Here is a 13652-nt window from a genome sequence, read left to right on the forward strand (position 1 = left end):
GCTCCGTACGTCCGGCCGCGTCGTCAGAGCGCGGGGTTGAGGTAGACGGTCTTCTCGGCGGTGTAGAACTCCATCAGCGAAGCGCCGGCCTGTTCCTTGAAGGTCGCGGTGCTCGACGCCTTGTAACCGCCGAAGGGCGCATTCATCGCCATCCCGGTGGTGGGCTGGTTGATCTTGACCAGGCCGCTGCGCGAGCGGTGCGCGAACGTGGTGGCGGCGGCGAGGTCGGTGGTGACGATCGCGGCGGCGAGCCCGTACTCGGTGCCGTTGGCCAGCTCTATCGCGTCGTCGAGCGAGGTGGCCCGCTGGAACCCGATCAACGGCCCGAACACCTCCTCGCGCACGATGCGCATGCCCGGGTGCGTGTCGGTGAACACCGCAGGGCGGACGAAGAACCCGTCGCCCTCGACGCGGGTGCCGCCGCACCGCAGCGTGGCCCCCTCGTCGAGGCCGATCCGCACGTATTCGAGGAACTTGTCCAGTTGGCCGGCACTGGCCAGCGCACCCATGTCGACACCCGCTTCGGCGCCGGGACCGACCCGCAGCGCCTCGGCCCGGGTCACCACCCGGTCCAGCAACTCGTCGTGGACGGCGTCGAGCGCGATCACCCGGCTGGTGCCGGTGCACGCCTGGCCGCTGAGCCCGAACGCGCCCTTGACGATCAGCGCCGCGGCCCGGTCGAGGTCGGCGTCACCGGCGACGATCACCGGATTCTTGCCGCCCATCTCCAGCTGTACCCGCCGCTCCGGGCCGACCTGAGCGTGAATGCGCCGGCCGACCTCGGTGGAGCCGGTGAACGTGACGGCGGCGACCCGCGGGTCCGCGGTCACCGCCGCGCCCGCGATTCCGTCACCCTGGACGAGCGCGATCGCGTTCGGGGGCAATCCCCCGTCCAACAGCGCCTCGACCATCCGCTGCCCCATCAGCGGGGTCAGCTCCGACGGTTTGAACAGCACGGGATTGCCCGCCGCCAAGGCGGGCCCGATCTTGCGCGACGGGATGTTGAGCGGGAAATTCCAGGGGGTGATGGCGCCGACGATGCCGATCGGCTCACGCAGTGTGAAGACGAGGTTCGGTCCGGCGGAGGCGAGCGTCTCCCCCGCGATGCGGGTGGCGGCGCCCGCGTAGAACCGCAGGTTCATGGGCGTACGGCTCACCTCGGTGGCGGCCTCCGCGGCGGTCTTACCCTCCTCGCGCACGAGTTCGCCGATCAGCTCGGCCGATCGTGATTCGAGCTGTGCGGCAGCCGATTCCAGGATGGCCGCGCGCCGCTCCGGGGACACCGCGGCCCACTCCGGCGCGGCCTTGTCGAGTGCGTCGACGGCCGCGCGGACATCGGCGGGCCCGGATGCCGGGAAGGTGCCGATCAGATCGCCCGGATCCGCGGGGTTGCGGCGTTCGAATGTGGCGCCCGACGCCGCGGGCACCCAGACGCCGTCGATGAAGTTGGCTCCTTCGGCCATCAGTGCACCACCTCTTCAGTATCGGTGACGAGATCCCACAGGTCGGTGTCCTCGTCGGTGAGGATGTCCGGGTCGACGACGCGGCCCAGCAGTTCGCGGGTCACCATGACGTCCTCGCCGCGCTCGGCGGTGAACGCACCGCAGATCGCGTCGCCGTCGAGGTAGAACGCGGTGAAGTCCAGCGCATCGAGATCGCCGCGGATCACCAGGTGTCGCGATGCCGCGCCGAGGAATTGGAAGTTCCGCGCGTACTGGTCCGACCAGCACCAGTTCGCCTCGTCGAATACGGCGTCGCGGCCCAGCATGGCGTTCGCGACGGCGATGCCCTGCTTGTTGGCGTTGTCGAAGTGCTCGACGCGCACGTGCCGGCCGGCGCGCGGCGAGTAGCGGCGCGCGGCGTCGCCGGCGGCGTACACGTTGTCGACGCTTGTGCGCCCCTGGGCGTCGACGACGATGCCGCCGTCGACCGCCAGTCCGGAGGCGGCCGCGACGCCGTCGTTGGGCAGCAGGCCGATACCGACGACCGCGAGGTCACCCTCGACCACCGTTCCGCACGCCAGCTCCACGACCACGCCGGTGGCGGTGGTGCGCACGGCAGTCACCGCTGCGCCGGTGTGGATGCGGACGCCGTTCTCTCGGTGCAGGCGGGTGAACAGCTCACCAAGGCGCGCGCCGATCACCTGGGTGAGCGGCTGGGCCGCGGCTTCCACCACGGTTACCTCCACGCCCAGTGTGCGGGCGGTGGCGGCGATCTCGAGGCCGATGAAGCCGGCGCCGATCAGCGTCAGCCGCCGCCCCGGCCGCAGCGACTCCTGCAACCTCCGGGCGTCGTCGAGGCTGCGCAGGTAGTGCACCAGGTCGGGGCGCGGGCCCTCCGTCGCCATCCGGCGGGGCCGGCCGCCCGTGGCGAGCAGCACCGCATCCGCTGCGAATGTGCCCCCGTCAGCGAATTGCACAGTGCGCGTGGACGTGTCGATCTTCGCGACGTCGACGCCGGACTTGATGTCCACGTCGTTGCGGGTCAGCCAGTCAGCCGGGAGCAGTTGCAGCGAGTCGGCGGTGTCGACACCGGCGAGGAATTCCTTGGACAGCGGCGGACGCTGGTAGGGGGCGTACGGTTCGTCGCCGATCAGCACGATGCGCCCGTCGAATCCACGCCGGCGCAGCGTCCGGGCCGCCACGGCGGCGGTCTGCCCGGCGCCGACGGTCACGAACGTCCGGCGGGTCATGCCTTGGCCTCCGTGGCAGCAGGCACCGCCGACGAGGGCCCGTCGGCGGTGGTGACGTAGACGGTGTCGTCCTCCACGCGCACGGGATAGGTCGGCTGGCACATGTCCTGCGATTCCTCGTATCCGGTGTCCAGGTCGAATTGCCACTGGTGACCGGGGCAGATCACCTTGCCGTGCAACAGCGTGCCCTTGATGAGCGAACGCTGTTGGTGCACACATTCATCGGCCATCGCGTACACGCGCTCACCGGCCGAGAACAAGGCGATGGCCACCCCACCCGCCTCGACCCGCAGCTTGCGCCGCCGGGCCAGGTCCTTGGTCTTGGCCACCGCGGTCCACTCCGCGGTCATGACAAATCCTTTCGGTGCGCCGTCCGTACCGCGGGCGCACGGCCCGCGGTACGGCGCACGAGGTCTAGACGGAGGCGGTTGCCAGGTCCGGCGCGACGTAGAAGTCGTACAGGCCCTTGGTGTAGGAGAAGCGCATCTCGGCGCCCCACCGCACCAGCTGCAGGCAACGCTGCTGCAGCTGTGGCGTGTCCGCATGGTCGAGGACGATCTGATATCCGCGCTCGCCGTGAACCACGTCCGAGGTGATGTGCAGGTCGAAGAACTCGATCTCGTCCTCGGTGAACCCGTACACCTCGCGAAGCGGCACGATCTGCTTGGTGTAGATGCTGGGCACCTGCGACTCAAGGCCCACCACCAGCGCCGCCGTGGCGACCACGAAGTGTTCCCGCTGCGAGACGGCGTAGCACCAGGCCTGCAGCCCCCGGGTGATCGGGTTCATGTTGTCCGGGTTCTCGATGCGCTCCTTGGTGGTGCCGCACGCCTCGCCGAACTTGATGAGCAGATCGGTATGACGGATGTCGGCGAGCTCCTCCTCGTACATGTTCTGCAGGGTGAAGTCCTTGGCGCCCGTGAACTCGTCGGGGGTGTTCGAGTAGATGTTCGCCAGGTAATCGGCGAACGGGCCGACGTAGTGGTAGTGGTTCTCGGCCCACCGCGCGAAATGCTGCTTCTGCAGTTTGCCTTCGGCCCACGCCTTGGAGAACGACGCGTTCTTGGCCTCACGACCCTTGATGGCGTTCTCGAGTTCGGCGCGGAATTCGTCGCGCCCGAGCAGCTCGGTCATCGCTGTTGGTCCTTCCTGGGATGTCTTTGCCGGATGTGTGCACGCGTCGAAGGACGAAACCGGCTCGTACACTTGACTTTCCGCGACGAGTTCCGCAACACTGCGGGGATCTGCGGAGCGGTGTGCCCACCAGAGTCGGTGGGCACCAACCAAGTTAGCTACAACGCGGTGCGCAGGCCATGGACACAATCACCGGCGATCGGCGAGGCGTCCGGGCAACCTGCACACCACCGGTCATCGCGCGACCGACGCGGTGAGCGCCTCGAACTCGGCGAGAATCGCCGCGCCGACGGCCTTGTCCTGTTCACCGTTGCCGCCGCTGATGCCTATGCCGCCGACGATCTGGCCGTCGAAGACCAGCGGGAAACCGCCGACGAAGATAGCGAACTTGCCGGGCAGCATGTGACTGATCCCGAACGCCTCATTACCGGGCAGCGCCGGCCCGCCGGGCGGTTCGTTGAACAGGTGTGTGGCCCGTTCGTGTCCGGCCGCGGTGAACGCCTTGGCGATCGCGATGTCCACGCCGGTCAGTCGTGCACCGGGAAGTCGGTGCAGCGCAATGACATTCCCACCGTCATCGCAGATGCACAGCGTCTGCTTCACGCCGATCTCCTCGGCTTTGGCCCGGCCGGCCGCGAGCAGCGGCAGCGCGTCGTCCAGGTTGATCCGGTGTATCCGGTGCATATCGCCTCCACTTGTGTGCGTGTCCAACGGCTCGGGGGCTGTAACGGCAACCTCCGCGGGCCGTTGCCGGTATGTCTATCAACGCCGACGACACCGAGGAACGGTCACATTGACTCGATTCGCCGCGCGGGCGGGTCAAGTTGCACATAGTGTGGTGCCACCGAGTGCGGTAGAGAACGTTCATCGGAATTTCATTGAGTCCCAGGTTGTGCGAAATGACACCAACATCCAGCGAGGCCGATCGGTTGACGGTGCGCGGGCTGCTCGACGAGACACTGCTCGCCGGCGCCGAGGTGATCGCCGGCGCCGATCGGCTCGACGCGGCGCTCAACTGGGTGCTGCCGCTCGGTGAGGTGCTCTCCCGGCCCGACCCGTTGGCCGGGGTGGCGGTCTACCTGCGCCCCGAAGCGCTGATCGGCGCGGCAGCGGCCCTGTCGGTGCTCAGCGCGCGCGGCGCCGCCGCGCTCCTCATCGACGGTGCGGTCCCGCCCGATTTCGTCCTGGACGTGCTGCCCCGGGGGCTGGCCGTCGTCGAGCTCGGCATCCCCGTGGGTTTCGCGGCCCTCAACCGGTTGCTCGCCGAACGGACGCTGAGCCAGGAAGTGCACGTCATGCGGTATTCGACGCACGTGCACGCGTCCCTGGCCGGCCTGTTCCACCGCGGCGCGGGCCTGCAGATCCTCATCCGCGAGGTGAGCAACCTGGCGAGCAATCCGGCGCTCGCGCTCGACGCCCGCGGCAACGTCGTCGCCCAGCACGGCCTCGTGCCCGAGACGCTGGGGCCGCTGGCCGAAGCGGTGTGCCACGTCATCTCCGCCGACGTTCCCGCCGCCCAGCGGCGGACCGGGCACGACACCCGGGTGCAGCCGGTGACCGGACCGCAGCACAGCGCCTGGACCTGCGTCGCCAGCCCCATCCGGCTCGGCAAGACGTTCGAGGGCTGGGTCGTCGTGCTCATCGCCCACACCGGGGCCCACACCGGCCCGAACGCGCACGCCGTGGCCCGCTACGCGGTCGTCACCGAGCAGGCCACCGCCATCGTCGGCTCGGAGATGTTGCGCCAGCGCAGCGTCGACGAAGCCGAGGAACGCGCCCGCGGCGACTTCGTCCAGGCACTGGTGCACGGTAGTTTCGCCAGCGAACACGATATGCGTGCGCGCGCTGAGCATCACGACATCGAACTCGACTCCCGCTTCGGTGTTTTCGTCGCGCCGGGGCTGGTGCGGCCCGGTGCGGCGGACCACCCTGCCGCGAGCATGGTGCGGTTGGCGCGGTACGCGGCCAGCGTCGCCCCACACCCGTCGGTCCGGGCGTACGTCACCGTGATCGGCGACGTGCTCGTGGTGGTGCGCACGCTGCGCGCCGGACAAGGCGACGACATGGCCACCGAGATGGCCGACTACGCCAGGGCGATGTCACTGGAACTCGAACAGCGCCGCGGCGCGACCACGGTGGTGGCCTACGGCCGTCCGGCCCGCGGCGCGGCCGAGGTGCGCGAGAGCTACCGGGAGGCGCGCGTCGCTCTGGGCATCGCCCGCCGGCTGCGGCGCACCGGCGCGGTGTCGTACCGGGAGCTGCGCAGCTTCACCGTCCTCGCCGAGGTCGCCGACACCGACAACGGGCACCGTCTGGTGCGGGAAGTGCTGGGCCCGTTGGGTTCCGGTCCTGATCTGCGGGACACGTTGATCGCCTATCTCGCCGAGGGCGGCAATGTCAACGCGACCGCGCGCACGCTCAACGTGCACCGCAACACCATGCTGGCCAAGCTGGAGCGGATCTCGCGCATGCTCGGCATGGACATCAAGGTGCCGGAGAATCAGTTCACCGCCTGGCTGGCGGTACGCCTTGACCTGCTCGACGAGGTGCACGCCGCCCTCGACCGGGAGGCCAGTTTCCGCTGATGTCAGTGCGGGGCCGGAGCCTGCGGGTCGGGTCCCACGAACGACCCTGCGAGACCGAGGGCGAGTACCACCGTCGAGGCCGCGAACACGGCGGGGTAACCGGCGACCTCGAGGCCAACAGCCACCCAGGCGGCACCCATCGCCGACCCTCCGAACCGCAGCAGGTTGTACACGCCGAGGCCGGTGCCGCCCGCACCCGCAGGCGACCGGGTGGCGCCCGTCGCCGCCGGTGTCTGCACAAGCGCGATACCGATGCCGGTGACCGCCAGGCTCACGGCCAGGACGGCCGTCGCCGGGGACTCGCGGGCGACCAGCGCGGTCAACACGCCCTGGGCGACGAGCAGCACGATCAGGCCGGTGCGCAGCACCCGGCGGGGCCGCAGCCGATCCATCCACCGGCCGACGAGCGGGCCGAGCACCACCATGGCGGCCGGTACCGCGAACACCACCAACCCGGCCGCCGACGACGAGAAACCGTGCCCGGTCAGGTACAGCGGAACGGCAAGCAAGGTCGCGCCCAGGCAGAACATCTGGGCGAATCCGGCCAGGCTGCTGCGGGCGAACCGCGATTCGACGAGCAACCCGACGACCACGAACGGGTGGGCGACGCGTGCGCAGTGCCAGGCGAACCAGACCAGCGCCGTCAGACCGGTGGCGAAGCCGGCGAGCACCGCCCACAGCGGGACGCCGGGCTGCGGGATCACGGCCAGCGCGAGCACCAGTAGACCCGAGCCGACCGTGAGGGCGAACGCGCCCGCGACGTCGAACGGCATCCGCTGCCCAGGGTAGGCGGGGATGTGACGCATCGTGGCGGCGAAGCCGGCCAGCGCCACCGGGATCAGCGGAACGAAGACCCAGCGCCAGCCCCACATGTCGGCGACCACACCGCCCATGGTCGGCCCAATCGCCTGTCCGAGCCCGTTCACCGATGCCCACGCGCCCACCGCCCGGCCCCTCCGCCGTTCGGTGAACATCCAGCTGATCAAACCCATCACCGCGGGCGCGAACGCCGCCGCGGCCACCCCGCCGAGCGACCGCCACGCGATCAACAGCGGAAGCGAGGGCGCCGTGGCGGCGCCGACCGCGCACACCGCGGTGCCCAGCAGCGCTGCGCAGTAGATCCGCCGGCGCCCGAAACGGTCACCGATCCAACCGGCCAGCGGCATCGTGGCGGTGAACGTCAACAGGAATCCGACCACCACGAACACGCCGCTGCTCAGCGGAGCGTCGAAGTCGTCGAGAATCGCGGCGAGCGGCACGTTGACCACGTTGTTGCTCACGGTGCCGACCAGGGTCCCGGCCAGCAGTGCGGCCAGCGCGAGCGGGGTGCCGACGCCGTCGCCGTCCTCGTCGCCGGGCGGCGCCGTCGACGTGCGATTCAAATTGCTTGCAGGCGTGGCCATCACACCCACTGTCCCATGGCCGCCGCGCCTGGTGCAGCGTCCCGCCGGGTCATCGTGCACAGCGCCGGCCCCGGCGGTTGAGCGGTGTGCACACCGTGCGCCGCCCCCGCCTGGGTCGCCGCCCCGTCCGCGGTTACCGCGCGGAAACACCGGGACACGCGCCCGTCATCCGCCGAGCACATTGCACAGGAGAACGCGGTCGCGGCTGTGCACAGTTGGCGTTGACCGGGGCGACGAGCACGCGGACGATTCGAGGACCGACTGCACAGCCCCCAGGCAGTTTACGAAGGGTCCCCTCATGGACGTTCATCTCAGCGCGGCGCACTGGATATACCTCGCCGGAATCGTCGTCATCCTGATCACGATGGCGTTGCGCAAGAACATCGTGGTCCCCGCGGTCACCGCGACCCTGCTGACCGCGTGGGCGTTCTCTGGCAGCATCATCACCGGGCTGTCGTCGATCTTCAACGCCAGCCTGGTCGCCGCCAAGGAACTGTTCAACATCTTCCTCATCATCGCTCTGGTGACCGCGATGCTGGGGGCGCTGCGACAGATGGGCGCCGACCGGATGATGGTCGCGCCGTTCCGCAAGGTGATGCGCACGGGCACAAGCAGTTTCATCATGCTGGCCGTCGTCACCTATGTGATCTCGCTGTTCTTCTGGCCCACTCCGGCCGTTCCACTGGTGGGCGCGGTGCTCATCCCCGTCGCCATCCGGGCCGGGCTCAGCCCACTCTCGGTGGGCATGGTCATTGCAATCGCCGGACAGGGTATGGCGCTGTCGTCGGATTACATCATCAAGGTCGCCCCCGGCATCTCCGCGAAGGCCGCCGGCGTAGACCCGGACGCCGTCGCCGACAAGGCGCTCGTGCTGTCGCTCATCGTCGGCCTCACGGCGCTGACCATCACCTTCGTCACCCAGCGCCGCACCTGGCGCAAACCCTCGCCCGAGCTACTGATCGAATGGGAGAACGAGGCCGACCGGCTCGGCGCCGAGGACCGCGAGGACGCGCCGAAGCCCACACCGGCGCCCGGTCCCGAGTCTGCCGACCGCCCGGGCGACGGTGGAATCCGCGTCGCCGCCGCGGTCGGCGGTTCCCCGCTGGCCGATTCGCCGGCCGCCCTTGCCGTGGCCACCGTCGTCGCCTCCGAGGGCGCAAGTGACACCACTGCGCCCCCAAGGATGCTGTCCGCCAAAGCGTTCGCGATGCTGGTTCCGCTCGTCTACCTCGTCTTCATCGTCTACCTCCTGCTGGGCAAGTTCACCACCGCCGTCCCCCCACTCAAGGGCGGGGACGCCGCGGCGATCGTCGGCGGCCTGGCCGCACTGCTCCTGTTCGCCGCCTCGGCCACCAACGACAAGCGCAACTTCCTCGAGACGTCGTCGCGGCACGTGGTCGACGGCCTGGTGTTCGCCTTCAAGGCGATGGGCATCGTGTTGCCGATCGCGGGCTTCTTCTTCATCGGCAACGGCGATTTCTCCGCACAGATCCTCGGCCTCGGTGAAGACGCCAAAGGGCCGGCGTTCCTCTTCGACCTCATCACTGCCGCACAGTCACACCTGTCGCCCAACCCCTTCGTCACGTCGTTCGCCGTGTTGTTCGTCGGCCTCATCGCCGGACTGGAGGGCTCGGGCTTCAGTGGTCTGCCGCTGACCGGATCACTCTCCGGCGCACTGGGTCCCGCCGTCGGGATGGATCCGACAACGCTCGCCGCGATCGGCCAGATGGGTAACATCTGGTCCGGTGGCGGCACCCTGGTGGCGTGGTCGTCGCTGATCGCGGTGGCCGGCTTTGCCCGTGTCCCGGTGCTCACGTTGGCGCGCAAGTGCTTCCTGCCGGTGATGACCGGCCTGGTGCTGTGCACGCTGTTCGCGATCTTCGTCTTCTGACGCCGGATGTCGACACGCTCTGAGCCGAGGTTGCTGCTGGCCGCCACGATGGCGTTGACGTTCGTGACCGGGGTGGTGGACGCGGTCGGTTACCTCGGGCTGGACCGGGTGTTCACCGGCAACATGACCGGCAACATCGTGATCCTGGGCATGGGCGTCGCCGGGGCCGACGAACTGCCCGTACTGGGGCCGGCCGTCGCGCTCGCCGCGTTCACCGCGGGCGCGTTCGGCGCTGGTCTGGCGCTGCGGGTCTCGACGGCCGCCGGCAGACAGGATCGGATCACCCTGCTGCTGCTGCTGTCGGGAGCCGCCGTACTGATCGGCCTCACGGCCGCCGCAGCGGCAGCCGGTGACCACCCCGGCGCGCTGATCCAGGTGGTGATGGCTGCCGCCACCGCCGCCGTCATGGGCCAGCAGGCGATGGTGGCCCGGGCGCTCGCAGTGAAGGACATGACCACCGTGGTCGTCACGTCCACGCTGGCCAGCCTGGCCGGCGAGACATGGGCGGCAGCGGCCACCGGCCGGCTGGTCAACCGGCGGGCCGGGGCGATCCTGGTGATCTTCGCGGGCGCGGTGGCCGGCGCACTGCTGTTGAGGGTGCACCTCGCCGTGCCGTTCGCGCTTGCCGCGGTGCTCACGGTCGCCGTCGTGGCGGGAATTCGGCGGGCGCAGTCGCGCCAGGCGGAACCCACCACGCCGAAATCACCGGGCGACGCAGCGGAAGCCGATGTGGGTCGTCGCGCTGTCCTGTGACTGCGGCGACCGCGCGGCGGCCCGGTACCGGTGACAGTACTCGGGGGCGCACAGGTGGGAGCCGCCCTTGAGGGCCTGATTGACGGACGGGTCCGGGTCGGTGGGCCCGCAGCACGATTCGACGGCGCCGTCGGGCCGATGGTGCGCCGAGAACCGCGTGGTCGTCCACTCCCAGACGTTGCCGATCATGTCGACGAGTCCGAAGTCGTTGGGGGGGAACGCTCCTACCGGCGAGGTGCCGATCCAGCCGAGCGCCCCATCGTTGCGGTACGGGAATCGGCCCTGCCAGGTGTTGGCCATCAGGCGGCCGCCGGGACGCGGGTCGTCACCCCAGGGATAGGTGGTCGCTTCGCCGGCGCGGGCGGCGTACTCCCATTGCGCCTCGGTGGGCAGCGCCCGTCCGGCCCACGATGCGTAGGCCGCGGCGTCCGGATAGGCGACCTGGACCACCGGGTGGTCGGGTCGGTCCTGCCAGCTCGAGTCCGGGCCCAGCGGGTGGCGCCAGCACGCACCCGCCGACCATGCCCACCACTGCCGCCAGTCGCGCAGGTCGACGGGGCCGGTGGTCGGCCGGAACACCAGCGCTCCCGGCTCGAGATCGGTGGGCGGAACCCCCGGATACATCGCGGGGTCGAGTGCCTGTTCGGCGATCGTCACGTAACCGGAGGCGTCGACGAACTGCGCGAACTGCGTGTTGGTGACGGGGTGGCGTTCGATCGCGAACGGGGCCACGGTCACGGTGTGCACCGGGACCTCTTCGGGATAGAACTGCGTGGAGCCCATCCGGAAGGAGCCGCCGGGTAGCTCGACCAGCTCGGTGGACATGGTTCGAGCGTAGGCCGTCAGTCCCTCGCGAAGGCGCGGGCGAAGTCGCGTTCCAGATCGAGGTAGGGCTTGCCGGAGACGTCGCAGGAGATCTGGGCGATGGCGCCTCCGGTGAAGCCGAACGGTGACCGGTAGTCCCGGGACACCGGTGATCCGTTGTTGCGGCCGACGCTGAGCGTGGCGCCGGCCAGCCCGAATGTTCCGGGGTGGGTCATCATGCCCGAGTACGACGCGACCTCGTCGCCGTCGATGTAGAGCACCGCGTCCCCGACGGGCGTGTGGCTGCCCTCGACCGTGCCGGTCCGGGTGTAGGCGATGCCGAACGTGTGCTGTCCGAGGGCGATCGGCGCCGACGACGACAGCTTCTGTTCCGCCTCGCCGAGGAAGTTGTAGACGTAGTGCAGCAGGCCGTCCTGCACGAACATCACGTGACCGCCGTGTGCGCCACCGTGTTTGAACACCACCCCTTCGGCGCCTTCGGCCTCGACGGTCACCTCGGCCAGCACGACGAACGATCGCCCTTGGAGTTCCACCACGGCACCCATCCCGACATCCGCGGTGCCCGGGTAGTAGACGTAGGCGTCGCGGGCGCGGGCCAGGCTGGGCCGGAACCGCGAGATCGTGTCGAAGATGTTGAGATCGCCCAGCGGCAGCCCGTTGTACTTCGCGGCCTCGCTGAACCACAGCGCCTTGAGTTCCTCGAGCTTCCCGGGGTGTTCGCCGGCCAGGTCGTGCACCTGCGCGCGGTCGGCTTCGATGTGGAACAACTCCCACCGGTCGTCGTCGAAATGGGACCAGCCGGCCGGCGACGCCGCGTGCACGGTGTTGGCGAACCATCCTCTGTGCCAGATCCCGCGGGTGCCCAGCATCGAGTAGAACTGGGTGTCCTTGCCGGTGGGCGCGGTCGGATTGTCCAGTGTCACCTTGAAACTCACACCGTCGTGCGGTTTCTGCGGCACCCCGCGGACGGTGACGGGTGCGGTGATGCCGAGCAGGTCGTAGACCGTGGGGGTGATGTCGCAGACGTTGACGTAGTTGTCGCGGACCTCGCCGTGCGCACCGATTCCGTTGGGCCACGAGATGATCGCGGTGTCGGCGATACCGCCCTCATGCGAGGCGTAACGCTTGAAGAGTTTGTAGGGCGCGTTGAACGCCATCGCCCAACCGGTCGGATAGTGGTTGTAGGTGTGTGGGCCACCGAGATCGTCGATGGCCTTGAGCCCCTCTTCGGCGGTGTCGATGTATCCGTTGAAGAACTTCACCTCGTTCACCGAACCGTCGGGCCCGCCCTCGCCGCTGGCCCCGTTGTCGGAGATCACCACGATGACGGTGTTGTCGAGCTGACCCGTCTCCTCGAGATGATCGAGGATCCGGCCGATCTGCGCGTCGGTGTAGGACAGGAAGCCGGCGAAGACCTCCGCCATCCGACTGAAGAGACGTTTCTCGTTGCCCGACAACGAGTCCCACGGCCGGACGGTGTCCTGGGCGGGCCACGGCTCGCCGTTGGGTCCCGTCACGTCGGCGTAGGGGTTCATCGGCGAGAGCTCGGTGTCCGGCGGCACGATGCCGAGGCGCTTCTGATTCTCCAGCACGATGTCGCGGTACTGCTCGTAACCCATGTCGAAGCGGCCGGCATAGCGGTCGGCCCACTCCGTGAACACATGGTGCGGTGCGTGCCCGGCGCCGGGGCAGACGTAGGAGAACCACGGCTTGTCCGGTGCGATCACCTTGGAGTCGCGGATGAACTCGATCGTCTTGTCGGCCAGGTCCTTCGACAGGTGGTAGCCGTCCTCGGGGGTTCCCGGCGGGGCGACGGGGTGGTTGTCGTAGACGAGTTCGGGATACCACTGGTCGGTCTCGCCGCCCATGAATCCGTAGAACCGTTCGAACCCGCGCGACAGCGGCCAGTGCCGTTTGGTGGCAGCCAGATTCGACTCTTCGAGCGGGGTCAGATGCCACTTGCCGACGCAGTACGTGTTGTACCCGTTCTCCGCCAGCACCTCGGAGATCAGCGCGGTGTCGAACGGGATGCGGCCGTTGCAGTTCGGGAAACCGTCGGTGAACTCCTCGATGGTGGCCATCCCGACGGTCGTCGCGTTGCGTCCGGTGAGCAGCGAGGCGCGGGTCGGTGAGCACAGCGCCGTGGTGTGGAACTGCGACAGCCGCACACCGCGTTCGGCGATGCGGCTCATCGCCGGCATCTCCACCAGCCCGCCGAAGCAGTCCCACGTCGCGATGCCGGTGTCGTCCCAGACGAGGTAGAGAACGTTGGGGGCGCCCTCGGGTGCGGTCGGTGCGGCGTAGGGACCCCAGTCCGGCTCCGAATCGCGGATGTCCAACTCGATCCTGCCGTTGAATTCCGTCGCCAT

Annotated in this window: 11 protein-coding genes; 3 read left to right on the plus strand and 8 right to left on the minus strand. The window is 69.2% G+C overall.

Annotation, left to right across the window (positions count from 1 at the left end):
- Positions 1-23: 23 nt before the first annotated feature.
- From I7X18_RS22530 to I7X18_RS22550, 5 genes are all read right to left on the minus strand, one after another.
- Positions 24-1463, minus strand: coding sequence for an aldehyde dehydrogenase family protein (locus tag I7X18_RS22530; RefSeq protein WP_193046200.1), 1440 nt, complete (start codon positions 1461-1463; stop codon positions 24-26).
- The gene (locus I7X18_RS22535; RefSeq protein WP_193046201.1) at positions 1463-2692 is read right to left on the minus strand and encodes an NAD(P)/FAD-dependent oxidoreductase; all 1230 of its coding nucleotides are present in this window, start codon (positions 2690-2692) and stop codon (positions 1463-1465) included. The genes I7X18_RS22530 and I7X18_RS22535 overlap by 1 nt, the downstream gene beginning before the upstream one ends.
- Positions 2689-3042: a Rieske (2Fe-2S) protein gene (locus tag I7X18_RS22540; RefSeq protein WP_193046202.1), complete on the minus strand. Its 354-nt coding sequence runs from the start codon at positions 3040-3042 to the stop codon at positions 2689-2691. Before I7X18_RS22540 ends, I7X18_RS22535 begins: the two co-directional genes overlap by 4 nt.
- 64 nt (positions 3043-3106) lie before the next feature.
- Positions 3107-3826 carry an iron-containing redox enzyme family protein gene (locus tag I7X18_RS22545; RefSeq protein WP_193046203.1) on the minus strand — a complete coding sequence of 240 codons (720 nt, stop codon included), beginning with the start codon at positions 3824-3826 and terminating at the stop codon, positions 3107-3109.
- A 234-nt stretch (positions 3827-4060) separates the two neighbouring features.
- A complete protein-coding gene (locus I7X18_RS22550) occupies positions 4061-4510 on the minus strand; it encodes a GlcG/HbpS family heme-binding protein (protein WP_193046204.1) in 450 nt (149 codons plus the stop codon).
- Between the two features lie 215 nt (positions 4511-4725).
- Between I7X18_RS22550 and I7X18_RS22555 the strand changes: the two genes are divergently transcribed.
- The gene (locus I7X18_RS22555) at positions 4726-6411 is read left to right on the plus strand and encodes a PucR family transcriptional regulator (protein ID WP_193046205.1); all 1686 of its coding nucleotides are present in this window, start codon (positions 4726-4728) and stop codon (positions 6409-6411) included.
- Positions 6412-6413: 2 nt separating this feature from the next.
- On the opposite strand, the gene I7X18_RS22560 is transcribed toward I7X18_RS22555, so the two are convergent.
- Complete coding sequence (locus tag I7X18_RS22560) at positions 6414-7814, minus strand: MFS transporter (RefSeq protein WP_193046206.1); 1401 nt, start codon at positions 7812-7814, stop codon at positions 6414-6416.
- 298 nt (positions 7815-8112) lie between these two features.
- Here I7X18_RS22560 and I7X18_RS22565 point away from each other — a divergent pair, with 298 nt between their 5' ends.
- Both I7X18_RS22565 and I7X18_RS22570 read left to right on the plus strand, forming a co-directional pair.
- Positions 8113-9705: a hypothetical protein gene (locus tag I7X18_RS22565; protein ID WP_193046207.1), complete on the plus strand. Its 1593-nt coding sequence runs from the start codon at positions 8113-8115 to the stop codon at positions 9703-9705.
- Between the two features lie 6 nt (positions 9706-9711).
- On the plus strand, positions 9712-10458 hold the full coding sequence (locus tag I7X18_RS22570) for a YoaK family protein (protein WP_193046208.1): 747 nt from the start codon (positions 9712-9714) through the stop codon (positions 10456-10458).
- Here I7X18_RS22570 and I7X18_RS22575 read toward each other — a convergent pair.
- Positions 10408-11283, minus strand: coding sequence for a formylglycine-generating enzyme family protein (locus I7X18_RS22575; protein WP_193046209.1), 876 nt, complete (start codon positions 11281-11283; stop codon positions 10408-10410). The genes I7X18_RS22570 and I7X18_RS22575 overlap by 51 nt on opposite strands.
- 17 nt (positions 11284-11300) lie before the next feature.
- Complete coding sequence (locus I7X18_RS22580) at positions 11301-13652, minus strand: arylsulfatase (protein ID WP_193046210.1); 2352 nt, start codon at positions 13650-13652, stop codon at positions 11301-11303.

The organism is Mycolicibacterium baixiangningiae, assembly GCF_016313185.1.
GTDB lineage: Bacteria > Actinomycetota > Actinomycetes > Mycobacteriales > Mycobacteriaceae > Mycobacterium > Mycobacterium baixiangningiae.